Origin of the sequence: Flavobacterium ammonificans, assembly GCF_020885975.1 — a bacterium.
Lineage (GTDB): Bacteria > Bacteroidota > Bacteroidia > Flavobacteriales > Flavobacteriaceae > Flavobacterium > Flavobacterium ammonificans.
In genome coordinates this window covers 86,202-112,240 of the sequence record NZ_AP025183.1, presented here as the reverse complement: position 1 = coordinate 112,240, position 26,039 = coordinate 86,202, and the positions used below count along the sequence as shown (strand labels likewise).

General features: G+C 34.5%; 24 protein-coding genes. 11 read left to right on the top strand and 13 right to left on the bottom strand.

The features are described from left to right. Nucleotides 1–3 precede the first annotated feature (3 nt). The 6 genes from LPC23_RS00505 to LPC23_RS00480 all read right to left on the bottom strand — a co-directional run bounded on the left by LPC23_RS00505 (nt 4) and on the right by LPC23_RS00480 (nt 5,666). Nucleotides 4–633, bottom strand: a complete 630-nt coding sequence (locus tag LPC23_RS00505) for a Crp/Fnr family transcriptional regulator (protein ID WP_229330218.1) — start codon at nt 631–633, stop codon at nt 4–6. Between the two features lie 92 nt (nt 634–725). Further along, nucleotides 726–1,388 carry a ribulose-phosphate 3-epimerase gene (gene rpe / locus LPC23_RS00500; RefSeq protein ID WP_229330216.1) on the bottom strand — a complete coding sequence of 221 codons (663 nt, stop codon included), beginning with the start codon at nt 1,386–1,388 and terminating at the stop codon, nt 726–728. Between the two features lie 143 nt (nt 1,389–1,531). After that, on the bottom strand, nt 1,532–2,395 hold the full coding sequence (locus tag LPC23_RS00495; protein ID WP_026707723.1) for a sigma-70 family RNA polymerase sigma factor: 864 nt from the start codon (nt 2,393–2,395) through the stop codon (nt 1,532–1,534). Nucleotides 2,396–2,558: 163 nt separating this feature from the next. Continuing rightward, nucleotides 2,559–4,694, bottom strand: a complete 2,136-nt coding sequence (locus LPC23_RS00490; RefSeq protein WP_229330215.1) for a polyribonucleotide nucleotidyltransferase — start codon at nt 4,692–4,694, stop codon at nt 2,559–2,561. A 142-nt stretch (nt 4,695–4,836) separates the two neighbouring features. Next, complete coding sequence (rpsO, locus tag LPC23_RS00485; RefSeq protein ID WP_229325447.1) at nt 4,837–5,106, bottom strand: 30S ribosomal protein S15; 270 nt, start codon at nt 5,104–5,106, stop codon at nt 4,837–4,839. A gap of 104 nt (nt 5,107–5,210) precedes the next feature. Continuing rightward, nucleotides 5,211–5,666 carry a GAF domain-containing protein gene (locus tag LPC23_RS00480; RefSeq protein ID WP_229330213.1) on the bottom strand — a complete coding sequence of 152 codons (456 nt, stop codon included), beginning with the start codon at nt 5,664–5,666 and terminating at the stop codon, nt 5,211–5,213. Between the two features lie 130 nt (nt 5,667–5,796). Between LPC23_RS00480 and LPC23_RS00475 the strand changes: the two genes are divergently transcribed. The 4 genes from LPC23_RS00475 (at nt 5,797) to LPC23_RS00460 (ending at nt 9,436) form a co-directional block, all read left to right on the top strand. Beyond that, nucleotides 5,797–6,201, top strand: coding sequence for an HYC_CC_PP family protein (locus LPC23_RS00475; RefSeq protein WP_229330211.1), 405 nt, complete (start codon nt 5,797–5,799; stop codon nt 6,199–6,201). A 70-nt stretch (nt 6,202–6,271) separates the two neighbouring features. Further along, nucleotides 6,272–8,281, top strand: coding sequence for a TonB-dependent receptor plug domain-containing protein (locus LPC23_RS00470; protein ID WP_229330209.1), 2,010 nt, complete (start codon nt 6,272–6,274; stop codon nt 8,279–8,281). Nucleotides 8,282–8,320: 39 nt separating this feature from the next. Next, nucleotides 8,321–8,680 carry a heavy-metal-associated domain-containing protein gene (locus tag LPC23_RS00465; protein WP_229330207.1) on the top strand — a complete coding sequence of 120 codons (360 nt, stop codon included), beginning with the start codon at nt 8,321–8,323 and terminating at the stop codon, nt 8,678–8,680. An 84-nt stretch (nt 8,681–8,764) separates the two neighbouring features. Further along, nucleotides 8,765–9,436, top strand: coding sequence for a DedA family protein (locus LPC23_RS00460; protein WP_229325437.1), 672 nt, complete (start codon nt 8,765–8,767; stop codon nt 9,434–9,436). A 115-nt stretch (nt 9,437–9,551) separates the two neighbouring features. On the opposite strand, the gene groL is transcribed toward LPC23_RS00460, so the two are convergent. From groL to miaB, 7 genes are all read right to left on the bottom strand, one after another. Beyond that, on the bottom strand, nt 9,552–11,177 hold the full coding sequence (gene groL / locus LPC23_RS00455; RefSeq protein ID WP_229325433.1) for a chaperonin GroEL: 1,626 nt from the start codon (nt 11,175–11,177) through the stop codon (nt 9,552–9,554). A 62-nt stretch (nt 11,178–11,239) separates the two neighbouring features. Further along, nucleotides 11,240–11,515: a co-chaperone GroES gene (locus tag LPC23_RS00450; RefSeq protein WP_229330205.1), complete on the bottom strand. Its 276-nt coding sequence runs from the start codon at nt 11,513–11,515 to the stop codon at nt 11,240–11,242. Nucleotides 11,516–11,649: 134 nt separating this feature from the next. Next, complete coding sequence (secG, locus tag LPC23_RS00445) at nt 11,650–11,976, bottom strand: preprotein translocase subunit SecG (RefSeq protein ID WP_229330203.1); 327 nt, start codon at nt 11,974–11,976, stop codon at nt 11,650–11,652. A 2-nt stretch (nt 11,977–11,978) separates the two neighbouring features. After that, nucleotides 11,979–12,800: a tetratricopeptide repeat protein gene (locus LPC23_RS00440; RefSeq protein WP_229330201.1), complete on the bottom strand. Its 822-nt coding sequence runs from the start codon at nt 12,798–12,800 to the stop codon at nt 11,979–11,981. A 98-nt stretch (nt 12,801–12,898) separates the two neighbouring features. Then, nucleotides 12,899–13,402 (bottom strand): LptE family protein, encoded by a 504-nt coding sequence (locus LPC23_RS00435; RefSeq protein ID WP_229325426.1) that lies wholly within the window; start codon nt 13,400–13,402, stop codon nt 12,899–12,901. A 45-nt stretch (nt 13,403–13,447) separates the two neighbouring features. Then, nucleotides 13,448–14,707 carry a sigma-54 interaction domain-containing protein gene (locus tag LPC23_RS00430; protein WP_229330199.1) on the bottom strand — a complete coding sequence of 420 codons (1,260 nt, stop codon included), beginning with the start codon at nt 14,705–14,707 and terminating at the stop codon, nt 13,448–13,450. A gap of 93 nt (nt 14,708–14,800) precedes the next feature. Continuing rightward, on the bottom strand, nt 14,801–16,246 hold the full coding sequence (gene miaB, locus LPC23_RS00425; RefSeq protein WP_229330197.1) for a tRNA (N6-isopentenyl adenosine(37)-C2)-methylthiotransferase MiaB: 1,446 nt from the start codon (nt 16,244–16,246) through the stop codon (nt 14,801–14,803). A 272-nt stretch (nt 16,247–16,518) separates the two neighbouring features. Here miaB and topA point away from each other — a divergent pair, with 272 nt between their 5' ends. The 7 genes from topA (at nt 16,519) to LPC23_RS00390 (ending at nt 26,038) form a co-directional block, all read left to right on the top strand. Next, complete coding sequence (gene topA, locus LPC23_RS00420; protein WP_229330195.1) at nt 16,519–19,038, top strand: type I DNA topoisomerase; 2,520 nt, start codon at nt 16,519–16,521, stop codon at nt 19,036–19,038. A 3-nt stretch (nt 19,039–19,041) separates the two neighbouring features. Beyond that, complete coding sequence (locus tag LPC23_RS00415; protein ID WP_229330193.1) at nt 19,042–20,193, top strand: formimidoylglutamase; 1,152 nt, start codon at nt 19,042–19,044, stop codon at nt 20,191–20,193. 108 nt (nt 20,194–20,301) lie between these two features. Then, the gene (gene porK, locus LPC23_RS00410) at nt 20,302–21,705 is read left to right on the top strand and encodes a T9SS ring complex lipoprotein PorK/GldK (protein ID WP_229330191.1); all 1,404 of its coding nucleotides are present in this window, start codon (nt 20,302–20,304) and stop codon (nt 21,703–21,705) included. A gap of 40 nt (nt 21,706–21,745) precedes the next feature. After that, nucleotides 21,746–22,381, top strand: a complete 636-nt coding sequence (gene porL, locus LPC23_RS00405; protein WP_229330188.1) for a type IX secretion system motor protein PorL/GldL — start codon at nt 21,746–21,748, stop codon at nt 22,379–22,381. A gap of 50 nt (nt 22,382–22,431) precedes the next feature. Next, nucleotides 22,432–23,970, top strand: a complete 1,539-nt coding sequence (porM, locus tag LPC23_RS00400) for a type IX secretion system motor protein PorM/GldM (RefSeq protein ID WP_229330186.1) — start codon at nt 22,432–22,434, stop codon at nt 23,968–23,970. 37 nt (nt 23,971–24,007) lie between these two features. Further along, nucleotides 24,008–24,898: a type IX secretion system ring subunit PorN/GldN gene (gene porN, locus LPC23_RS00395; protein ID WP_229331597.1), complete on the top strand. Its 891-nt coding sequence runs from the start codon at nt 24,008–24,010 to the stop codon at nt 24,896–24,898. Nucleotides 24,899–24,988: 90 nt separating this feature from the next. Then, entirely contained in the window at nt 24,989–26,038 is a 1,050-nt protein-coding gene (locus LPC23_RS00390) for an NAD(P)/FAD-dependent oxidoreductase (RefSeq protein ID WP_229330184.1), read from the top strand. Nucleotide 26,039: the final 1 nt, after the last annotated feature.

Here is a 26,039-nt window from a genome sequence, read left to right as displayed (position 1 = left end):
TTTTTATACTAAAACTTCAACTGAAGCTCTATTTAATTTGATTCGACCTTTGATTTCTAATGCTTTTAATAGTCTTGAAATAACTTCTCTTGATGAATGCAGGTCGTATGCAATTTCCTTATGAGTACTGAATATTTCACGAGAGTGATTGATTTTACATTTTTCAAAAAGATAATTGAGTAATCGTTCTTCCATATTCATGAAAGCCAAACTATCAATAGCATTTAGCATTTCTTTCAAACGGTTGTTGTAGTTATTAAAGACATAATTTCTCCAGCTTTTGTATTTGCCTAACCATTCTTCCATTTTGGTAACAGGAATCATGATTATTTTACCTTCTGTTTCAGCTACGGCTCTAATTTCACTTTTGGCTTCGCCAATACAACAGGCCATAGTCATCGCGCAGGTGTCTCCTTTTTCAATGAAATATAAAAGCATTTCGCCTTCGTCAAAATCTTCTCGTAAAATCTTAATTGCACCTTCAATAAGCAAAGGCATTTTTTTGATATAATCGCCAAAATCGATTAAAATATCTCCTTCTTTAAATTCTACCAATGTAGCAACAGCTATGATTTCATTAATAAGTGAATCCTCAAAAACAAATCCGTAACTGGCAGTAAGTAAATCTCTCATTTCTTTTCGTTTGAAACAAAAATAACTAATAATTACTAAAATAAAAGGGCTTAAAAGTTAATTTAAGCCCTTAATCTAATTGTATTATAAAGTTAGAAAGCGGTTAATTTTTTTAAATCAGCTACAGTAGCAATTGGGTCTTGGGCGCCAAAAACATAACTACCTGCCACTAAAACATCAGCACCTGCTTCGGCTAATTGTTTGGCATTTTTATTGGTTACACCACCGTCGATTTCGATTTGAGTGGCAGCACCTTTTTTAGTAATTAAAGCTTTTAGTTGGCGTACTTTTTCATACGTATTTTCAATGAATGATTGTCCGCCAAAACCTGGATTCACACTCATGATACACACTAAATCAATATCGTTGATTACGTCTTCTAATAATGTAACACTCGTATGTGGGTTCAAAGCTACACCTGCTTTCATTCCAGACGCTTTAATCGCTTGAAGTGTTCTGTGCAAGTGCGTACAGGCTTCGTAGTGAACCGTTAATACATTCGCTCCTAAATCAGCAAAGGTTTTGATATATCGATCCGGATCTACAATCATCAAGTGTACGTCGATGGTTTTTTTAGCATGTTTTGAAATTGCTTCTAAAACGGGCATTCCAAAAGAAATATTGGGAACAAAAACACCGTCCATAATATCAATATGAAACCAGTCGGCTTCACTAGCATTAATCATTTCGATGTCACGTTGTAAGTTGGCAAAATCAGCAGCTAAAACGGATGGGGCGATAAGTGTATTTTTCATTTGTAATAATAATTTATTGTTCAACATTCAAAATTCCAAGTTGAATATTCAAAATTAAAAAATAATGAACAATGAATTTTGAGTAACGAATTTTGAAATTAAGTTAAAAAAAACTCCGGAATGAAGCCGGAGTTTTGGTAGGATTACCCTAAATATGTTTTTAATATTTTACTTCTTGAAGTATGTTTCAATCTGCGGATGGCTTTTTCTTTAATTTGGCGCACACGCTCACGAGTTAAGTCAAAAGTTTCTCCAATTTCTTCCAAAGTCATTGGGTGTTGATCACCTAGACCAAAGTACAAACGAACTACGTCAGCTTCTCTTGGAGTTAAGGTTTCTAAAGAACGCTCGATTTCAGTACGCAATGATTCGTGAATCAATTCGCGGTCTGGGTTGGGAGACTCACCTGAACGTAATACGTCATACAAGTTAGAATCTTCTCCTTCTACTAAAGGCGCATCCATTGATAAGTGACGCCCTGAGTTTTTCATAGACTCTTTCACGTCATTCACGGTCATATCCAATTCTTTTGCAATTTCCTCTGCAGAAGGTGGACGCTCGTTAGATTGCTCCAATAAAGCGTACATTTTATTGATTTTATTGATAGAACCAATTTTGTTCAAAGGCAAACGAACGATACGAGATTGTTCAGCCAAAGCTTGAAGGATAGACTGACGAATCCACCAAACAGCATACGAAATGAATTTGAAACCGCGCGTTTCGTCAAAACGTTGTGCTGCTTTGATCAAACCTAAATTTCCTTCATTAATCAAATCGGGAAGTGTTAATCCTTGATTTTGGTATTGTTTAGCCACCGAAACAACGAAACGTAAATTGGCTTTGGTCAATTTCTCTAAAGCGCGTTGGTCTCCGGCTTTGATCTTCTGAGCTAATTCTACTTCCTCGTCAGCAGTAATAAGGTCAACTTTTCCAATTTCTTGTAAATATTTGTCTAATGAAGCGGTTTCACGATTGGTAACCTGCTTGGTAATTTTAAGTTGTCTCATGTTTTTGTCTCCTCAATTTTTTAAGTGTACAAAGGTTATACGTAGGGAAATGAATAAAAGTTACAAAACTTTTGATTTATTTTCATAAAAACGAAAAATCCCGTTCTAATACTTTAGAACGGGATTTTTTCTATCAATAAACCTTTAGTAAACTAAGATTGGATTACTCTTTTTTCTCCTCACGTGGAGGTCTTGGTAAAAGCGCTTTTCTTGACACTTTTTCTTTTCTAGTTTTAGGGTCAAGACCAAGGTATTTCACTTGGAATATATCGCCCATATTCACTACTTCAGAAACATTTTCAGTACGTTCCCAAGCCAATTCAGATACGTGTAATAAAACCTCGTTTCCTGGAGCAGCAGTATATTCTACAACAGCACCAAAATCTAACATTTTAATTACTTTTACTTCGTATGCTTCACCCACTTCAGGTTTGAAAATGATCGAATCAATTTTAGCCAATACTGCAGCAATTCCGTCTGGATCTGTACCTAAGATTTCAACTACACCTTGTTCGTCCACTTCGTTGATCACAATAGTACAACCAGTAGCTTTTTGTAATTCTTGAATTACTTTTCCACCAGGTCCAATTAAGGCACCAATGAAGTTACCAGGAATTGTACGCATGATAATTTTTGGTGCATGAACTTTAACGTCAGCATTTGGTTTGTCTAATGTCTCCATTATTTTTCCTAGGATATGCAAACGTCCATCACGAGCTTGAGCCAAGGCTTGCTCCATGATTTCGTATTTCAATCCGTCAATTTTGATGTCCATTTGACAAGCAGTAATTCCTTCAGAAGTTCCAGTTACTTTGAAATCCATATCTCCTAAATGATCTTCATCACCTAAAATATCCGATAACACTGCAAAACGTTCTCCATCAGTAATCAATCCCATGGCAATTCCAGAAACTGGACGAATCATTTGAATACCAGCATCCATTAATGATAATGTTCCAGCACAAACAGTAGCCATTGAAGATGAACCATTCGATTCTAATACTTCAGAAACTACACGAATTGTATAAGGACAATCAGCAGGAATCATGTTTTTCAATGCTCGTTGTGCCAAGTTTCCGTGACCAACTTCTCTTCTTGAAGTTCCTCTTAACGGACGAGCTTCTCCTGTAGAAAATGGAGGGAAATTATAGTGTAAATAGAATTTTTCTTCTCCTTGTTCAGATGGCGAATCAATTTGGTTGGCTTCTCTAGATGTTCCTAAAGTTGCTGTTGCCAAGGCTTGAGTTTCTCCACGTGTAAATAATGCTGATCCGTGAACCGATGGTAAATAATTTACTTCACTCCAAATAGGACGAATTTCAGTAGTTTTTCTACCGTCCAAACGAGTTCCTAAATCTAAAGTTACATTACGAACCGCTTCTTTGTTCACCTTATAGAAGTATTTAGAAACTAAATCTCCGTTTTCAGCTAATTCTTCTTCAGTAAATAACGCTTTTACTTCTTCTTTTACAGCGTCAAATGCAGCTGAACGCTCATGTTTAGCCGAACCTTTACTTGCAATAGCGTAAATTTTATCATAAGCGGCCGCTCTTACTTTTTCGTAAATAGCGTCGTCATTTTTTTCAGTTTCGTAGGTACGAACTTCTTTTTTTCCAAATGCTTGTGCCAATCTTTCTTGAGCATCAATTTGTACTTTAATGTGTTCGTGAGCAAATTTAATCGCTTCTACCATTTCTTTTTCTGAAATTTCTTTCATTTCGCCCTCTACCATGGCGATAGAATCTTTAGAAGCACCAATCATCATATCAATATCTGATAATTCTAATTGTGCACGAGATGGGTTGATGATGAATTTACCATCAATTCTTCCAACTCTAGCCTCAGAAATTAAAGTTTCAAAAGGAATGTCAGACAATGCTAATGCAGCTGAAGCAGCTAATCCTGCTAAAGCATCAGGCATAACGTCTTCGTCATGAGACATTAACTGAATCATAACTTGTACTTCAGCATGGTAATCTGATGGGAAAAGCGGACGCAATACACGATCCACTAAACGCATCGTCAACACTTCGCTATCACTTGGACGTGCTTCTCTTTTGAAGAAACCACCAGGGAAACGACCTGCTGCTGCAAATTTTTCACGGTAATCTACCGTTAATGGTAAAAAGTCAATACCTGGACTGGCTTTTCTTGCGGAAACAACTGTACCTAAAATAACAGTTTTTCCAATTCTAACTACTACAGATCCGTCTGCTTGTTTAGCTAAACGACCTGTCTCGATTGTGATGTTTCTGCCATCACCTAAATCGATACTTTCTACAAATAATTGTGGAATCATAAACTTTTTTAATAATTGATTAAAACCTTGGAACTAGTTGTGTTGTTGTGTGTAGTTGTTTATAATCCCAATGAAAAACCAAACTTTTTTTGTTGTTTGTAAAAATAAAAAGAGGCACTTTCGCACCTCTTTTTTATATTGATTATTTTCTAATACCCAATACTTTGATAATCTCACGATATCTCACGATATCTTTTTTCTTCAAGTAATCTAGTAAAGATCTTCTTTTACCTACTAATAATACTAGCGAACGCTCTGTGTTATAATCGTGACGATTTTTTTTCAAGTGCTCAGTTAAATGGCTAATTCTGTGTGTGAATAAAGCGATTTGACCTTCTGCAGATCCAGTGTTTTCTGCTTTTCCTCCGTGTTTAGCGAAGATTTCTTCTTTAATTTCTTTAGTTAAATACATTCCAATATTATTTAAATGATTATTATGTATGTTACACAGCTATTGAGTAACGGCTGCAAAAGTAGTGTTTATTTTTTGAAAAGTATGTAGATTTTTGAAAAAACTTAATACAATGTGGCTATTTCCGAATTTACAAACTCTAAAAAACGCTCGTCTTCAGCTGTAAATGGGTCTAAAACATGACTGTCAATATCAATTTGCCCAATATTGATTCCGTTGACAAATAAAGGCACCACAATTTCTGATTTCACGGTAAAGCTACACGCAATATAATTATCTTGAGCGGCTACATCTGGTACCACAAAGTTAGCATTCGATTCAGCTACTTGTCCGCAAATTCCTTTTCCAAAAGGGATTACAGTATGGTCAGTAGGAGCGCCAACATAAGGCCCTAAGTGTAAGGTTTTATCCTCGTGATTGGCAAAGTAAAAACCTACCCAATTGTAATGTGCGATATTTTCGTTGAGTAACTGACAAATAGCTTGCAGTTTTTCGTCTCTTGACAATTGTGCGTCACTAATTATTTCTGAAACTTTGGGTTGTAATTCTTGAAATGTCATGGATTATAATTTTAAACAAAAGTATTGATTTATTTATGATGTAAATAATTTTTATGGTACTGACTTAACTAAAATGCAACTTTAACATAAGTTTAATTCTAAAGGTGGGATTGTTGTGTAAATTTGCACTATGAAATGTAAAAAAGGCATCGGTTTACTCTTAGCACTACTAATATTGGTTTCCAATGTTGGATTGGCTTTTTCGATGCATTATTGCGGGGGCAAATTAGCTTCAGTTTCTATTCAAATCCCCTCAAGTTCGCAACAACAAATGACAAGTTGTTGTGCAAAAAAAGCAGTTGAAAAAGACAGTTGTTGTAAAAACAAGAAAGTTGAAATCGAAAAAAAATCAGATCATGCAACACTTAAGGCATTTTCTTTTGATCCCTATTTTGCCTGTATTGTCTCAATAAACAGACTGCCAATAGTTGTTGAATCAACTAGTTTTGTTACTAAATCTATTGCATCCTACTGTTGTGATGCTAATGCACCTCCTTTATTCAAGCTGTATAGTCAGTATGTTTTTTACGCTTGATTTATTGTTGTTGAAGTAAAGTTCTGTAGAACTTAAAAATATTTTTTTACAACATTAAATCATTATATCAATGAAAAAAACAATCTTTATTTTTGGATTGCTTTTACTCATAATTCCTGTTTTTGCACAAGAAAAACTAGATGAAGTAAAAGTGGTCAAAAAACGTAAAGGACTTCAAAAATCATTCACTGTTACAGGAAATACTACTTTGGTGACAAGTAAAGAGTTGCTGAAAGCAGCTTGTTGTAACTTGGCAGAAAGTTTTGAAACCAATCCTTCAATTGACGTTAATTTTTCGGATGCTCTAACTGGAACAAAGCAAATCAAAATGCTGGGGCTAACTAGTCCTTATTTAATGATCACTGAGGAAAACATTCCTTCAGTTCGAGGAGCTTCGCAAGCCTATGGTTTATCATTTACACCTGGCACTTGGGTTGAAAGCATTCAAATTACTAAAGGTGCAGGCAGTGTGGTCAATGGCTATGAAAGTATTTCGGGTCAGATTAACACCGAACTAATTAAACCTATAAATGATGTTCCGTTTTTTCTAAATGCGTATGGTTCTACCGATTCTCGATTTGAGTTGAATACTCATTTAAATACTTCGCTTTCTGATAAGTGGAGTAGTAGTTTGTTCTTGCATGGCAATACTCGAATTGCTAAAATGGATCAAAATAGGGACGGATTTTTGGACAACCCTTTAACCAAACAGGTCAACATGTTAAATCGCTATCAGTATTACGATGCTGAAAAGGGTTTAGTGAGTTTTATCAATTTCAGGTACATGAATGATAAAAAACAGACTGGTCAATTGCAATTTAATCCCAATACAGATAGAGGTACCACTAATTCCTGGGGTTCTGAAATTGACACAGAACGACTCGACATTGCTACTAAAGTAGGCTATGTGTACAAAGATTTGCCCTTTCAAAGTATCGGATTTCAAAACGCGTTTACTTCTCATAATCAACAATCGTATTTTGGTTTAAGGGGATATAATATCAAGCAAAATAGTTTTTATTCCAATTTAATTTTCAATTCGATTATCAATAATACGATGAATAAATTTGCAACAGGATTGAATTTTACCTTAGACAATTATCAAGAGTTGGTTCAACAAGTAGATTGGAGTAGAATCGACAATTCAGTGGGAGCATTCTTTGAATACACTTTTGATAATGATGATAATTTTAGTTTCATTTTAGGCGGAAGAATTGATAACCACAACCGATTGGGGACTTTTGTAACGCCAAGATTGCATCTAAGATACAATCCGTGGGAAAAAGCTGTAGTAAGATTTTCTGCGGGTAGAGGTAAACGTAGTGCTAATATTTTTGCAGAAAATCAATCACTTTTTGCTAGCTCAAGAGTTTTTTCAATACTAAATACTTCGGGAGCTATCTATGGTTTGAATCCTGAAATTGCTTGGAATTATGGAGCCAGTTTTACGCAGTCTTTTCTTCTTTTTGGTAAAAATGCCGATGTAACGCTAGATGTTTATCGTACTGATTTTCAAAACCAGGTAGTAGTAGATGTGATGCAAAGTCCACAGCAAGTGTTGTTTTATAATTTGACAGGTAGATCATTTGCAAATAGTGTACAACTGGAATTTAATTATGATTTCACAACTCGTTTTAAAATGCGATCGGCATATAAAATGTATGATGTTCAGACAGATTATCTTTCAGGGACTTTCCAAAGACCATTACAAGCACAAAACCGATTTTTTGCTAACCTGGAATATGAAACACTTCCGTTTTTAAATTCCAAACAATGGCGGTTTGACTTTACTTATAACTGGATTGGAAAGCAACAATTACCTACTACTAAAACCAATCCAACTAATGATCAATTTCCTGAGTTTTCACCTGCATATTCATTAATGAATACTCAAATAACAAGAGTATTTTCATCCGTATTTGAGGTCTACATTGGCGGAGAAAATATTGGAAATTATACACAATCTAGAGCGATTATTGGAAATGAAAATCCTTTTGGGACTAGTTTTGATTCCTCGATTGTGTATGCACCCATATTTGGACAGATGTATTATGCTGGGCTACGATTTACAATTAAATAAAATACAATATCAATATCAATAACAAAAAATAATTAAATCATGAAAAAAATAATTACAATAGTGCTTTTAGTGTTCGTTGGATTTTCGACCCAAGCACAAGTCAAAAAAAATAAAAACGCAAAATATGTTACCGAAGTAAATGGAAATTGCGAACAATGTCAGAAAAGAATACAGAAAGCTGCTTTCGGAGTGGAAGGGGTAAAATCAGCGATTTGGAATATTGAGTCACATCAGTTAACAGTCATTTTAAACGAAGAAAAATGCAGTCTTTTGGATGTGAAAAAAGCGATTGCTAAAGTAGGGCATGATACGGTTGAAGTTAAAGCTAACGATGAGGTTTACAAAAACTTACATCATTGTTGTCTTTACGATAGAGATGATATTAAAAAAAGCAATTAGTTAATTAAAGTTTAAAACCGGAGTTTAAATTGTAGTTAACTTAAAATATGCCTATTTTCACGCCGTATTATAATTAAATTTTTTATGAATAATTTTGATTGGACACAATTACTGAATCCTGAGTTTTATATTACATTTTCGATAGGAGGAGTTCAAATAGGGCTGTATATAGTGCTATTTATCATTTTTGCTGAAACAGGACTTTTTGCTGGATTTTTTCTACCAGGCGATAGTTTGCTTTTCCTTTCTGGTATTTACAGCGGTGATTTAATTGCTAATGTAATGGTAATTGAAAATGATTTTATTAATGTTACTTTATTGGCCTTATTAATTGCTTTAGCGGGTATTGTAGGGAATACGGTTGGGTATTGGTTTGGATCAAAAAGTGGCTACTATTTATTTAAAAAAGAAGATAGTTTTTGGTTTAAGAAAAAGTACTTATTACAATCCAAAGATTTTTTTGAGAAATATGGCGGTAAGGCAATAATTTATGCTCGTTTCTTGCCAATTTTTAGAACTTTTGCACCCATTGTAGCAGGGATAGTATCTATGGATAAAAAGAAGTTCATGTTTTATAATACTTTGAGTTCTTTTGTATGGTCATTTACTCTAGTTTTTTCGGGACATTATTTATATGGTGTTTTTTTAAAATTTGGAATAGATTTAAAGGAGCACATTGAGATGATTGTTATTGCAATTGTTTTAATTTCTACTTTTCCAGTCATTATGAAATTAGCAAAAAAAAGAGTTCAATAAAAGTTGAATAGTATTGAAATAAAAAAAATCCGAAGTGAAAACTTCGGATTTTTTATTTAAAATTTACTTCGTACTTCGTATATCGTACTTCGTATATCGTACTTCATAAATAGAATTACATCATTCCTGGCATACCTCCGCCCATTGGACTTGGTGCCGATTCTTCTTTGATATCTATTAAAGCACATTCTGTAGTCAAGATCATTCCAGCAACCGAAGCAGCATTTTCTAATGCTACACGAGTTACTTTCTTAGGATCAATAATACCTGCTTTTAACATGTCTACGTATTCGTCAGTTTTAGCATTGTAACCAAAATCACCTTTTCCTTCAGCAACTTTTGCAACTACAACAGAACCTTCTAGACCAGCATTTTCAACGATAGTTCTTAATGGCGCTTCTACAGCACGAGAAACGATTTGGATTCCAGTTGCTTCGTCAGCATTATCCGATTTAATTTTACTTAATACGGCTTTTGCTCTTAATAAGGCAACACCTCCACCAGCAACGATACCTTCTTCAACTGCTGCGCGAGTAGCGTGAAGTGCATCATCTACACGGTCTTTTTTCTCTTTCATTTCTACTTCAGAAGCAGCTCCAACGTATAAAACAGCAACACCTCCAGCTAATTTAGCCAAACGCTCTTGCAATTTTTCTTTGTCATAGTCAGAAGTAGTAGTTTCCATTTGACCTTTGATTTGGTTCACACGGTTTTTGATGGTATCCGCGTCACCTGCGCCACTAACAATAGTAGTGTTGTCTTTGTCAATGGTTACTCTTTTTGCTGTACCTAACATTTCGATAGTTGTGTTCTCCAAAGTATATCCTCTTTCTTCAGAGATTACTGTTCCACCAGTTAGGATTGCAATATCTTCTAACATCGCTTTTCTCCTGTCTCCAAAACCAGGTGCTTTAACAGCAGCAATTTTCAAGGCACCACGTAATTTGTTTACTACTAAAGTAGACAACGCTTCACCGTCAACATCTTCAGCAATAATCAATAATGGTTTTCCTGATTGCGCTACTGGCTCTAATACAGGTAGTAATTCTTTTAAAGAAGATACTTTTTTATCGTATAATAAAATGTACGGACTTTCTAATTCCGCTTCCATTTTTTCAGGATTAGTTACAAAGTATGGAGAAAGATAGCCTCTGTCAAATTGCATACCTTCTACAACGTCTACGAACGTATCTGTACCTTTAGCTTCTTCAACAGTGATAACACCTTCTTTTCCCACTTTTGCGAAAGCATTAGCGATTAATTCACCAATAACTTCATCATTGTTAGCAGAAATAGAAGCAATTTGTTTGATTTTTTCAGAATCACTTCCTACTACCTTAGCTTGTTTAGTTAAGTCTTCAACAATAGCTTCTACCGCTTTGTCAATTCCTCTTTTTAAATCCATTGGATTCGCTCCAGCAGCAACGTTTTTCAAACCTTCTTTTACGATAGCTTGTGCCAAAACAGTTGCAGTTGTAGTTCCATCTCCAGCTAAATCATTGGTTTTAGAAGCTACTTCTTTAACCATTTGCGCTCCCATATTTTCTAATGGGTCTTGCAATTCGATTTCTTTAGCTACGGTAACACCATCTTTAGTTACGTTTGGTCCACCAAAAGCTTTTCCAATAATTACATTACGTCCTTTAGGACCTAAAGTTACTTTTACTGCATTAGCTAATGCATCTACACCACGTTTTAATCCGTCACGTGCTTCAATATCAAATTTTATATCTTTTGCCATTTTATTGTTTATTTGTTTAAATTATTAATCTTAATACTTAAATACTCAAATCTTAATACTAATTAAATGATTGCTAGAATATCGTCTTCGCGCATGATTAAATAATCTTTTCCCTCTAATTTTAATTCGGTACCAGCATATTTCCCGTAAAGAACTGTATCTCCAACTTTTACGGTCATTGTGTGGTCTTTTGTTCCGTTGCCTACGGCAACAACAGTTCCTTTTTGAGGTTTTTCTTTTGCAGTATCTGGAATAAATATTCCTGATGCAGTTTTAGTTTCTGCAGCAACTGGTTCTATAAGAACGCGGTCTGAAAGTGGTTTAATGTTAAATCCCATGATTCTATATTTTTAAATTAATTTAATTAACGCTTATTGTATTTCAGAAATTATGCCATACCATTTTAACTGACATTTTTTCCTAAAAAAAATGCCAGCTTTGACAGGCTGGCATTTTGTATACTTGTATTTATTTATTTTGTAGCAGGAGCAGCTGGCTCAGTAGGTGTTGCTGGCATTGCAGCAGGAGCTTCTGATTTTTCAATGATTTTAGAATCAGTATCGCTTAATGTACCTGTAAAACTTAAACTAGATAGTAAAATTAGCACAATTAAAATTGTAGCTAATGTCCAAGTACTCTTGTCTAAAAAGTCAGTGGTTTTTTGAACGCCACCTAGCATTTGAGATCCTCCAATAGTAGAAGATAAACCGCCTCCTTTAGGGTTTTGTACCATGATTACTACTACCAATAGAAAGCAAACTATTGTAATTAAAACTAAAAAAATTGAAAATGTGCTCATTGTTATTTATTGTTATTTTGTTGTAAAATCTTGATGTCCGAAATACGGTCTGCAAAGAAACTAATTTTTTCTGGATATTTCAAAATTAATATTTCATACGCTTGAATTGCTTTTTGATATTTTTTTTGTTCCAAATAGACTTTAGCTAAAGTTTCGGTCATTAACATGGAATGGTCTTCTTTGTTTAAATCGAAGTTTATATTTGTGACAGCATCTTTTTTAACGGCAGGAATTTTCGGATTGGATTCAATAAATTTATCAATTAATTCCAGTTTCTGAGTTTTGTTTATTGATGCGATTTGAGTTCCCTCTTGATTTTCTCTAATAATTGGCTGAATTCTTGATAATTGAAGCCATTCTTGGAAAGAGTGTTTTTCATTGGTAGAAAAATCCAAAGGTTTTCCAATTTCTAATTTTTCTTCTACAGTTGATGCACTAGTTGTTTCTGGGTTAGATTCAATATCAGAAGTAGCAGCTTCATTTTGTTGATCGTTGAGTTTATTGGTAATTATGACTTCACTATCAATTACATTAATATCAAGTAGTTCCAATACCTTTTTATCGTAATATCCTTTCTGAATTGCCGTAAAAGTATCGGATGTAATAAAATCAAACAAAACGGTTCGGTCTGTGGTATGAGCCGCGGTAACCTTAAGATCATAATTGTATTTAAAACTATTTTGGTTGTAAATACCTTTTAATCGCAGGGCTCTAGCACTTTGAAAATAAGGGAAATCCTCTAATACTTGATGTAAAGCTTCAGTTTGCTTTTCATTGATAGTATCGGGTTTATTAATTAAAAAAGTGTAATCAGTAACGTTCATAAATGTTATTTTATTGAGGATTGGGCTAGCTGTTTATTCGTTTTTTTGTTTTTTTTTCATATTACCAAATCTACGAATCTCCGAATTTTCATTTTAATCTACCATTTAGCCAGCGACTCATTAAAAATATCTTGTGTTATTCTTTCGAAAATTTCATCTAAAGCCTTGTTCAATGTATTTCCATTCAGTTGTGCAGTAGCCGGATAATCATAAAAAAATTCAAAAGTTTTTTCAAAATTATCTTTCTCCGTTTTTTGATTGATAAATCTAACATTGACTCTTATTTTCAATCGGTTTTGAGAGGCTTGTTGGTCTGCAGTTGCAGTCATCGGACTAATTCGATAATCTACTATTTCGCCTTCATAAGTTAGGTCGCCTCCATTTTTAACCAAGTTTAAATTAGTTTGATTCTGAATTAAATCTTGTAATGTTAATGTAAATGTTCTGTCAATACCAGGTTCAATTAGCTCAGCATTATTTTGAAAAAAATTAACCTGAAATGTTTTAGCATCTATTTTTCCTGTTCCTGTAAAATTATATACAGAACAACCTGAAAAAAGTAGTGCAATTAGAATACTATATATATAATGTATGTTTTTCATTTTTTTATTTACAAATCAAAGATATTCAAAAACGATTGATATTTATTAAAGGTCAAATTGTTTTATTTTTCTGTATAATGTTCGTTCTGAAATTCCTAACTCATCTGCAGCTGCTTTGCGTTTACCTTTATTTTTTTCCAAAGAACGTTTAATCATTTCAATTTCTTTTTGTTCGAGCTTTAAAATTTCTTCCTCAGCTTCAATAGTTTCTGCAAAAAGGTAATTATCGTCGGCCTCGTCATATTCTTCCTCTTCTTCTGGTGCATTTATTATGGCTGCTCTAGGTGTCTCTTCAAAATGAATTTCGTTATCGCTTTCTTGATTCCCGTAGATTTTCTTGATGAGATTCTGATTCGTTTCTTGCACTTTAGACGTGCCATTTTTCATCAATTCTAATGTCAATTTCTTTAAATCATGCAAATCGCTTTTCATATCGAAAAGCACTTTGTATAAAATCTCTCTTTCGGTATTAAAATCGCTATCATTTTTTTTATCACTTACTACTGAGGGTAAATTACTGCCTTCTGACGGCAAATAGGATTGTAGCGTGATTGCATTGATGTCGCGACTGGTTTCCAAAACAGAAAGTTGTTCAGCTACATTTCGTAATTGACGAATATTTCCACTCCAGCGAAATTTTAGCAATAATTGAATGGCATTCTCATCCAATTTTAATGGTGGCATTTTGTATTTGTGAGCAAAGTCAGCTGCAAATTTTCTAAACAATAGGTGTATGTCATCTTTTCGTTCGCGCAATGGTGGTAATCCAATGTCAACTGTGCTTAAACGGTAATATAAATCTTCTCTGAATTTTCCTTTTTCGATAGCATTGAATAAGTTCACATTAGTAGCTGCTACAATTCGAACGTTTGTTTTTTGTACTTGTGACGACCCCACTTTGATAAACTCACCATTTTCTAATACACGAAGCAAACGAACTTGAGTTGTTAATGGTAATTCTCCTACTTCATCTAAAAAAATGGTACCGCCATTGGCTACTTCAAAATAGCCTTCGCGAGTATTTGTAGCTCCTGTAAAGGCGCCTTTTTCGTGTCCAAAAAGTTCGCTATCAATTGTTCCTTCAGGAATAGCACCGCAGTTTACAGCAATATATTTACCATGTTTCCGATGCGAAAGGGAATGGATTATTTTTGGAATACTTTCTTTTCCAACTCCACTTTCCCCAATCACCAGTACCGAAATATCGGTAGGAGCTACTTGAATTGCTTTTTCTATGGCGCGATTTAATTTTGGGTCATTCCCAATAATTTCAAATCGTTGTTTTATTGTTTGAACTGTTTCCATAATGTCATTGCGAGGCACGAAGCAATCTCTTTTTGTTAACCCTGTCCCAAAGTTTCGGGATACAGATTTATTTAAACTATTCTATAACCTTATTTAATTCATTTCACTTAAACCAACAGCTTCCCCTTTTAAAGTTCCGCTGGTACAAGATGTGATTTTTACATTCACGAAATCCCCTATTTTGTAATTTTCTTTTGGAAAAACTACCGTAATACTCTGTGAATTACGTCCAGAAAATTCTTCTTTTGATTTTTTTGACACTTTTTCAACCAAAACTTCTACAGTTTGCCCGATGAATTCTTCAGATCGGAACCAAGCGTGCTTTTGTTGTAAGTCCACAATTTCTTGTAGGCGTCTAGCTTTTGTTTCTTCAGGTACATCATCTTCCATTTTGCGTCCGGCCAAAGTACCTGGGCGTTCCGAATACGAATACATATAGCCAAAGTTATATTTTACATATTTCATTAAACTCAAAGTGTCTTGATGATCTTCTTCGGTTTCTGTTGGAAAACCAGCAATCATATCTTGAGAAATAGAGCAATTCGGAATTATGGTTCTGATTTTGTCAATCAATGTCATATATTCTTCACGTGTATGCAAACGGTTCATTTCCTTTAAGATACGATTGCTTCCAGATTGCACAGGTAGGTGAATGTGTTTGCAGATGTTTGGGTATTTGGCAATAACATGAAGTACTTCTTCATGCATATCTTGCGGATTAGAAGTCGAAAATCGGATGCGCATTTTAGGAAAAGTAACTGCAACATTTTCTAATAATTGATCAAACTTAATAGCTGTAGCTTTTTGGATTTCGCTAGCGTTTTCAAAATCTTTTTTCAATCCGCCACCATACCATAAATAGCTATCTACATTTTGTCCTAAAAGAGTTATTTCTTTAAATCCGTTATCCCACAAGTCTTGGATTTCTTTCATTATACTTTGTGGTTCACGACTGCGTTCACGACCACGAGTGAAAGGGACTACGCAAAACGTACACATATTATCGCAACCACGGGTGATGGAAACCAAAGCCGTTATACCATTGCTCATTAAACGAACTGGAGCAATATCTCCATAAGTTTCTTCTTTAGAAAGTATCACATTGATAGCATCACGTCCTTCTTCGACTTCGGCCAGCAAGTTGGGTAAATCTTTATAGGCATCAGGACCAACTACTAAGTCTACTATTTTTTCTTCTTCTAAGAATTGACTTTTCAAACGTTCGGCCATACAGCCTAAAACGCCCACTTTCATTTTGGGATTAATTCGTTTTACAGCATTGTATTTTTCTAAACGTTTGCGGATGGTTTGTTCAGCCTTGTCGCGAATGGAACAGGTATTGACTAATACCAAGTCAGCTTCTTCTAATATTTGTGTCGTATTAAAACCATTGTCAGATAGAATTGAAGCTACGATTTCACTATCTGAGAAATTCATAGCACAACCATAACTTTCTATAAAAAGTTTTTTAGTATTCTCTTTTTTTTGTTCTAAAACGAGGCTTTCACCTTGTTTACTTTCTACAATTACTTTTTCCATGTTCATTTTTCAAAGTGCAAATATACGTCTATTTTAAGAAATATGACAAGATGGCAGTCTAGTTTTAACAGTATTTTAGAGGTCGTTTTGAAATGAGAAATTTTGGGAGTAATTTAAAAGTACGGAAATAAATAGTCATTTCAGAACAAATCCAGTTATATAAATGAACTGTCGTTAAAATGCGTTTTTAGTCGGTAAAATTTACATTTAAAATTTAAAAAACTTAAAATTTAAAAAAATCCCATACTTTTGCACCTTCAAACAAATGGTATATGGCAAAGAATTTAGTTATAGTGGAATCACCTGCAAAGGCTAAAACAATCGAAAAATTCCTAGGAAGTGACTATCAAGTTGAGTCAAGTTATGGTCATATTGCCGACTTGCCTTCCAAAGAAATTGGTGTAGATGTTGAAAATGGTTTCAAACCTAAATACGAAGTTTCTGCCGATAAAAAAGCATTGGTTAGCAAACTAAAAACATTGTCAAAAAATGCTGAAATGGTTTGGTTGGCTTCCGATGAGGACCGTGAGGGAGAAGCGATTTCTTGGCACTTATCCGAAGAATTAAAATTAGACAAAAAGAAAACAAAACGTATCGTTTTTCACGAAATCACGAAGACGGCTATTTTAAAAGCTATTGATAATCCTCGCGAAATCGACTATAATTTAGTAAACGCACAACAAGCGCGTCGTGTTTTAGACCGATTGGTTGGGTATGAATTATCGCCTGTTTTGTGGAGAAAAGTAAAAGGAGGTCTTTCAGCTGGTCGTGTCCAATCTGTTTCTGTCCGTTTGATTGTAGAACGCGAACGCGAGATACAAAACTTTAAACCAGTTGCCAGTTATTCAGTTACTGCTGAGTTTACTAATGAAGCAGGAAAAATTGTTAAGGCGAAGTTGCCTAAAAATTTCAATACCAAAAAAGAAGCAGAAGATTTTTTACAAAAAAACAGTGCTTCCACCTATAAAGTAGGTGAGTTAGAAACTAAGCCTACAAAAAAATCACCAACTGCGCCATTTACTACTTCTACTTTACAACAAGAAGCCGCTCGTAAATTGTATTTACCAGTTGGAATTACGATGCAGTTAGCGCAACGTTTGTATGAGGCGGGGTTAATTACCTATATGAGAACAGATAGTGTAAACTTGTCCAAAGATGCAATGGACGCAGCACAGGCTGAGATCATTAAGTCTTACGGTAAAGAATTTTCAAAACCACGTACGTTTGCTAATAAGAGTAAAGGTGCTCAAGAAGCCCACGAAGCCATTCGTCCAACAGATATGTCACGTCACACCGTTAATATCGATAGGGATCAAGCGCGTTTGTATGATTTGATTTGGAAACGAACTTTAGCTTCGCAAATGAGTGATGCCGAATTAGAACGCACCAATGTTAAAATTGAAGCCAATAATCATAGTGAAGTCTTTACGGCTTCTGGAGAAGTTTTACTTTTTGAAGGTTTCTTGAAAGTGTATTTGGAAGGAAATGACGAAGATGATGAAGAACAAGAAGGCATGTTGCCAGCACTAAAAGTGAATGAAAGATTACAGAATAATTATATTACAGCTACCGAAAGGTATTCAAGAGCTGCAGCTAGATATACGGAGGCTTCTTTGGTTAAAAAACTAGAAGAATTAGGAATTGGTCGTCCTTCAACCTACGCGCCAACAATTTCTACAATTATCAATAGAAATTATGTTGAAAAAGGAAATTTAGAAGGACAAGAAAGAAAATACACTCAACTAACTTTGCAAGCTGGTAAAGTAGTGGAGAAAGTATTAAAAGAAAATACAGGTTCTGATAAAGGAAAATTAGTTCCAACAGATATTGGAACTATTGTCACTGATTTCTTGGTGAAAAATTTCGGAGCTATTTTAGATTATAATTTTACGGCAAAAGTAGAGCAAGATTTTGACGAAATTGCCGAAGGTAATATTGAATGGGCAAAGATGATGCAAGAGTTTTACGATAAATTTCACCCAAATGTGAAAGACGTAGAAGCGAATGCTGATAGAGAAAGTGGTGAACGAATTTTGGGTACAGATCCTGCAACAGGAAAACCAGTTTCTGTTCGTTTAGGAAAATTTGGACCTATGGCTCAAATTGGAGATGCTGAAGACGAAGACAAGAAATTTGCGAGTTTAAAAATTGATCAAAATATTGGGAACATTACTTTAGAAGATGCCTTGAATTTATTTTTATTACCTAAAAATTTAGGTTTGTATAAAGGAGAAGAGGTAGAAGTGAGTAATGGACGCTACGGACCATACGTTCGTCATGGTTCTGCTTTCATTTCGTTGCCAAAAGGCGAAGATCCATTAGATGTTTCAATGGAAAGAGCTCAGGAATTGATTGATGAAAAAGCTCAAGCCGATGCTCCAATTGCTACTTATAAAGGCTTAGGTGTGCAAAAAGGTGTTGGACGTTTTGGCGCTTTTATTAAATGGGATGGTCTTTTTATTAACGTGAGTAAGAAATACAATTTTGACAACTTATCTCAAGCTGATATCGAAGAATTGATTGAAGATAAATTACAAAAAAATATTGACAAAGTACTTCACAATTGGACCGAAGAAGGGATTTTAGTTGAAAAAGCTCGTTGGGGACGCTCTGTGATTACTAAAGGTAAAATCAAAATTGAATTGAGTAAAGATGTTGATGCAAGTAAATTGACATTGGAAGAAGTTCAGGAAATGATTGCCAAAAAAGCGCCTGCAAAGAAAGTAGCAGCAAAAAAAGCACCGGCAAAAAAAGCGTCGGCTTCAAAAAAACCGATTGCTAAAAAGAAGTAAAAAATGGAATTTGATTTTCTATCTCCTTTAGACAATGAAATTGTCGCCTTTAGAAACGAATTATCTTCTCAACAATTGGGGAGCAAAATTGTTTTGCATACTTCCCAAGATTTTCCTGAAGTGACTAAAGTATCAATTGGTATAATAGGAGTACTAGAAAATAGAGGAAATAGTTTTGGAAAACAAGACATTGATTTGACAGCAGTTCGCCATGAATTATATCAATTATATCCTGGGAACTGGGATGTTTCTATAGCTGATTTCGGAAATATTCAAGCTGGGAACACAATACAAGATACTTATTTTGCACTTAAAAAAGTAGCGGCACAATTAATTAAAAATAAAGTAATTCCAATTGTTATTGGTGGCTCTCAAGATTTGACCTTTGCACTTTACAGGGCCTACGACGATTTAGAGCAAATGGTCAATTTAGTCGCGGTTGATAGCAAATTTGATTTCGGAAAAGAAAGCGATGCAATTACGTCTTCTTCTTATTTGACAAAAATAATTATTGAAGAGCCCAACAACTTGTTCAACTATTGCAATATTGGTTACCAAACCTATTATAATTCTCAGGAAGAAATTGATTTGGTGGAGAAATTATTTTTTGATGGGTATCGATTAGGAGAAGTGTCAAATAATATTGCAATTGCAGAACCTGTTTTTCGTGATGCAGATTTAGTTAGTATCGATATGAATTCCGTAAAGTCATCCGATTCAGGTAATTTCAAACAATTTATCCCAAACGGTTTCAACGGAAAAGAAATATGTGCCTTGGCTAGATACGCTGGAATTAGTGATAAAGTAAGCTCGTTTGGCATATTTAATCATAATGACACTGAACAAGAATCAGTTTTAATTGCTCAAATTATTTGGTATTTCATTGAAGGATATCATTATCGTTCCAATGAATACCCTTTCGGGAGTAGAGAAAACTATTTAAAATATATTGTACCAATTGAAGAAGAGGAATTGGTATTTTATAAAAGTGATAAAACAGATCGCTGGTGGATTGAAATTCCGTTTACAGTGAATGGTAACAATAAATTAAAACGAAATACGTTATTACCCTGTTCTCATGAAGAATATTTAATGGCATGTGATCAAGAGCTGCCAGAACGCTGGTGGAAAGCACAACGAAAAAACACAATTTAAACAGCAGGATTGTAGTAAATTACTTTCTAAATAAAAAAAATTGCTTTTTTCAAAAATTATAAATAGGTTTACACATTGAAAAATAAAGAAAACATAAGACAAATTTACATGAAGAATTTCATTGCATTTATAGCAATTATAACACTATTTGTTGGTTGTGGAAAATCGGGTGATAAAGGTGAGTTGGTAGGAGCAAAAGGTGCAAAATGGCATCCTGAAAAACCTTACGGAATGTCACTAGTTCCTGGAGGTTCCTTTATAATGGGTAAGTCTGATCAGGATCTTGCAGGTGTTGAAGATGCACCTACAAAAACAGTTACCGTGCCCTCGTTTTACATGGATGAAACAGAGATTACTAATAATGAATACCGTCAGTTTGTTGAATGGGTAAAAGATTCAACTATGCGCATGCGTCTTGCTATTTTAGCTGATTTGAATGGTCAAAAAGCGGGTGCTAATGGTAAAGGTAAAAATTCTGGTAGCATTAGTGATTACGCATTTAACGATGCTGATCCAACTAAAATGAATGCCTATGATAAATATATGTATGATAATTATTATAGTTTAGGAACTGGAGATAATGAATATGCAGGACGAAAAATAAATAAAAAAGCAAAATTAATTAAAGACACTAAGAAGTATCCTGATGAATATTATTCAGAGGTTATGGATTCTATGTATTTACCATTAGAAGCATCATTTAATGGTGTTAGAACAATCGATGTTGATAAATTAAAATTTCGTTATTCTTGGTTGGATATTCATGCTGCTGCAAAATCAAAAGGAGGCAAAAGGCAAGACTTCGTTAAGACAGAACAAGTAAAAGTATATCCAGACACTACAGTTTGGATTAAAGATTTTGCCTACTCCTACAACGAACCAATGCATAATGACTATTTTTGGCACAAGGCCTATGGTGATTATCCAGTGGTTGGAGTAAAGCACTCTCAAGCAGTTGCCTTTTGTGAGTGGAGAACTTTATATAAAAATTCTTACGTTAAATCAAAAAAGAAAGGTAGAGATACTGTTAATAAATTCAGATTACCTTCTGAGGCAGAATGGGAATATGCTGCAAGAGGAGGTTTGCAATCAGGTTCCTATCCATGGGGTGGACCTTATACCAAAAATGATAGAGGATGCTTCTTAGCTAATTTTAAACCTAGCAGAGGAGATTATGCTGCAGATAATGCATTGTATACAGTCGAAGCAAAGTCATTTGATCCTAATGGTTACAATTTATACAATATGTCTGGGAATGTTGCTGAATGGACCGCTACGGCTTATGACTCTGGAGCTTATGAATATGTTTCTACAATGAGTCCAAACATTATAGATAATAAGAACAAAAGAAAAGTGGTTCGTGGAGGATCTTGGAAAGATGTAGCTTATATGTTACAAGTTTCTACTAGAGACTATGAATATGCTGACTCTGCAAGAAGTTACATAGGTTTTAGAACGGTTCAAGACTATATGGGAACTCAGAAAATTTCAACAAAAAAAGCTAAAAAATAAAAACCAAAATAATTAAAATAATCCCCTTAAAAAGAATAAAATGGCACTAATTAACAAAAAAGTAATGAATTTCGCTTACGGTATGGGAGCGGCAGTAGTAATTGTTGGAGCATTATTTAAAATACAGCACTGGACTGGGGCTAGTGAATTATTAATTGTCGGACTTTTAACTGAGGCCTTTATTTTTGCCTTATCTGCATTTGATAAAGTGGATGATGAATTAGACTGGACTTTAGTGTATCCAGAATTAGCTGGTGGTGAAGCAAAACCAAAAGCAAAGAAGAAGGAAGACGCATCTGATGCAGATGGATTACTTTCTCAAAAATTAGATACGATGTTAAAAGAAGCTAAAATTGATGGTGAATTAATGGCTAGTTTAGGGAATAGTATCAAAAATTTCGAGTCGGCTGCAAAAGGAATTGCTCCAACAGTAGATTCTTTGGCTTCTACTAAAAAATATAGTGAAGAATTGACAAAAGCTGCAGCTCAAATGGAGTCTTTAAACAATTTGTATAAATTACAATTAGAAAGTGCTTCGGTAAATGCTGAAGCTAATAAAGATATCGCTGAAAATGCGGCCATGTTGAAACAACAAATGCAATCTATGACTGCAAATATTGCTTCTTTGAATGCAGTGTATGGTGGAATGCTTTCTGCAATGAGTAACAAAGGATAATAATTGGTTTTTAAACTAAATTACTTTACTAACTAATTATTTAAAATACAATGGCAGGAGGAAAATTAAGTCCTAGACAGAAGATGGTAAACCTGATGTATCTGGTTTTCATCGCAATGTTAGCTTTAAACATGTCCAAAGAAGTATTATCGGCTTTTGGATTGATGAACGAAAAATTTGATGCTGCAAATTTAAGTGCAGAATCAATGAATGCAAGTATGTTACAGGCTTTAAATAAAAAAGCAGGAGAAGATACACGATTTGCACAAGCAAGTGAGGATGCCAACAAAGTAGCGGCAATATCTAAAGAATTTTATGACTATCTAGGCACTTTAAAGGCAGATGCGTTAGACGGAGTAGAAGTTGACGAAGAGACGGGTAAATTACCTTATGAGTCAATGGATAAAGGTGCTGCTATTGATGAGGGATGGTTTGAAGGTGATGGCTATTCAACTAAAGGCAATGAAATAGTGGAACGTTTCACTAAATATATTGCTGATATGAAAGCTGCTGCTGGTAACAATAGTAAGCTCAAAGGCGTTATAGATGAGATTAGTTCAAAATTGACTACTGCTGATGTAGTTGATGGTGAAGGCACTACCAAAAAATATTTAGACTATCATTTTAAAGGATTTCCAGCTATTGCATCTTTAACAAAGATCACTTCATTCCAAAATGATGTTAAGAAAGCAGAAGCCGATATTTATAGTATTTTATTAGGTAAGGCGGCTGTTGAAGCTTCGTCAATGAAAAATTTTACGGCTTTGGTAATTTTGGATAAGAATGCTTATTACCAAGGTGAAAAAGTTACAGGTAAAGTAGTATTAGGTAAATACGATGCTAATACAAAACCAACTTCTTTTCAAGGTCCGGGTAAACTAGAAAATGGCCAAGCTATTATTTCTATGACTGCTGGAGGTATTGGAGAGCAAAAAATCAATGGTAAGTTTACTTTTGTTCAAGACGGGGAGACTATTCCTTTGGCATTTGAAGGAAAGTATGTGGTTGTTCCTCGTCCAAATTCAGCTACTATTTCTGCTGACAAAATGAATGTAGTGTATAGAGGGGTTTCCAATCCAATGTCTATTTCGTTTGCAGGAGTTGCAGCAGATAAAGTTAATGCGAGTGGTCCAGGGTTACGATCTGTTGGGGCTGGTAAATATGTTATGAATCCTGGCGCTGGAAATGAAGCTGTAATTAATGTTACGGGTAAATTACCTGATGGTTCTACAGTATCAGACAAAAAGACTTTTAGAATTAAAGGAATTCCGGGTCCAGTAGGAACTATAAGAGGCGAAATGGGTGTAGTAAAAGGACCTAAATCAAGTTTAGAGATTTCTACAATAGGAGCTAAATTAGTTGATTTTGATTTTGAAGTAGGGCTTGATGTAGTTGGATTTAATTTTAAAGTTACCGGACAGCCAACCGTTGTAGTTCCTGGCAATAAATTGAATGCCCAATGTAAAGCTGTTTTAGCTAAAGCTGGAAGAGGGGATCAAGTTACTATTTCTGAGATTAAAACAAAATTAGTAGGCGCTGGTAGCTATATGTTGCCAAGAACTGCTCCAGTAATTTATGAAATACAATAATTAGTAGTAAAACTAGCTACTCAATATTTTCAATATGATGAACATTAAAAGCTTTTTAATAGCCGTTTTTTCACTAAGTTGTGCTATATCCAGTTTTGGTCAGTCGAATTTGCTTAACGCAAAATCACCAAGCCAAATTGGAATTAAAACTGAAGCACAAAAAAAATCAGATAATGATAAGCCTTTAGCCTATGGCTATGTTCACGACAGAGATATTTTAATGAGCAGAACTACTTGGGAAATTATTGATTTAGCTGAGAAAATTAATTTTCCATTGTACTTTCCTATTGATACTGCAAATGTTGGTCCTGAAAGACGTTCTTTATATGATGTATTGATTAAAGGAATCAAAAAAGGTAAAATAACTGAAGTGTATACCGATAGTTATTTCAATACTAAAAAGTCGTTTAAAGACATCAAAGCTTCATTGTCACGAATTGATACAACTGATGCTGGTAGAGAACAATTGAATGCAGGTATGAAAATATCCCCTGAGTATATTGTTCAACAAGATTTAACTTCTCAAGACGTAACTCAATACAAAATTAAAGGAGTTTGGTATTTCGATAAACGACAAGGCGAGTTAAAATACCGTTTGTTAGGAATTTGTCCTGTAACTCCAGACGTATACACTATGAACAGTGAAGATCCAGATTACATTGAATTGTTTTGGGTGTTTTTCCCAGATGCGAGAGAAACATTATTTAGAGCTACTGCTTTCAATGAAAAAAATTCTTCAATGCCAATCACTTTTGATCAAATATTGAATTCACGTCGATTTAACAGTATGATATACCGTGAAGAGAATGTATATGGTGATAGAGATATTAAGGATTATATTAGAGATAATGCGCAAAGTCAATTATTAGAATCAGATCGAGTGAAAGACAAAATTCGCAGTTTCGAACAAGATATGTGGAATTATTAAGAAATTCTTTTTTTAATATAAAAAAACTCTTACCGAAAGGTAGGAGTTTTTTCTTTTTAGCATTTACTTTGCATCATTCAAATTTGGAGTATGATTGATTATTTAATTGCGGGTTGTGGATTGGCAGGAATTTCTTTTGCCGAAAAAGCTTTGCAGCACAATAAAACGATATTGGTTATCGATAACGATTCGCAAAGCTCTTCCAAAGTTGCCGGAGGTTTGTACAATCCGGTTATTTTAAAGCGTTTTAGTGAAGTTTGGGAAGCGCAATCACAATTGGTTAGCATGAATGCTTTTTATACGCAATTAAATTCTAAAATTGATCGACAATTTGATTTCAAAAAGCCTATTCTAAGGAAGTTCTTTTCTGTCGAGGAGCAGAACAATTGGTTTTCAGCTTCTGACAAACCAAACTTAACCCCTTTTCTCTCCACAGATTTGCATTTCAAAGAATACAAAGGCATTACTGCTCCATTTGGTTATGGTGAAGTTTTGCATACAGGTTATGTTGATACGGCTTCATTATTAGAATCGTATAGAAATTATTTGGTTGATACTGATCGGTTTCGACAAGAATCATTCGATTATACTGCTATTAATTTCGAAGACAACTGTTGTATCTACAAAGACATTAAAGCCAAGCATATCATTTTTGCAGAAGGTTTTGGACTACACGTTAATCCGTATTTCAATCATTTGCCCTTAGACGGTACCAAAGGTGAGCTATTTATTATTAAAGCTCCTGGACTGGATTTGGATGTAATTGTGAACACCAGCGTCTTTATTTTGCCCTTAGGCAATGATTTATTCAAAGTGGGTGCTACTTACAATTGGAAAGACAAAACCGATTTACCTACTGAGGAAGGAAAAGCCGAGTTGATAGAACGAATTCAAGAAATTATTGATTGTGATTTCGAGATTGTATCTCATTTTGCTGGAGTGCGCCCAACTGTTAGAGATCGAAGACCGCTAGTAGGAACACATGCCGTTCATAAAAGAATACACCTGCTGAATGGTTTAGGTACCCGAGGGGTAATGCTTGGGCCGGCTATGGCAGACGCCTTATACAATGCAATTGAACATCAAATTCCTTTGGTTAAGGAAATTGATATTCAGCGATTTGCTAATAAAAATAAGTAGA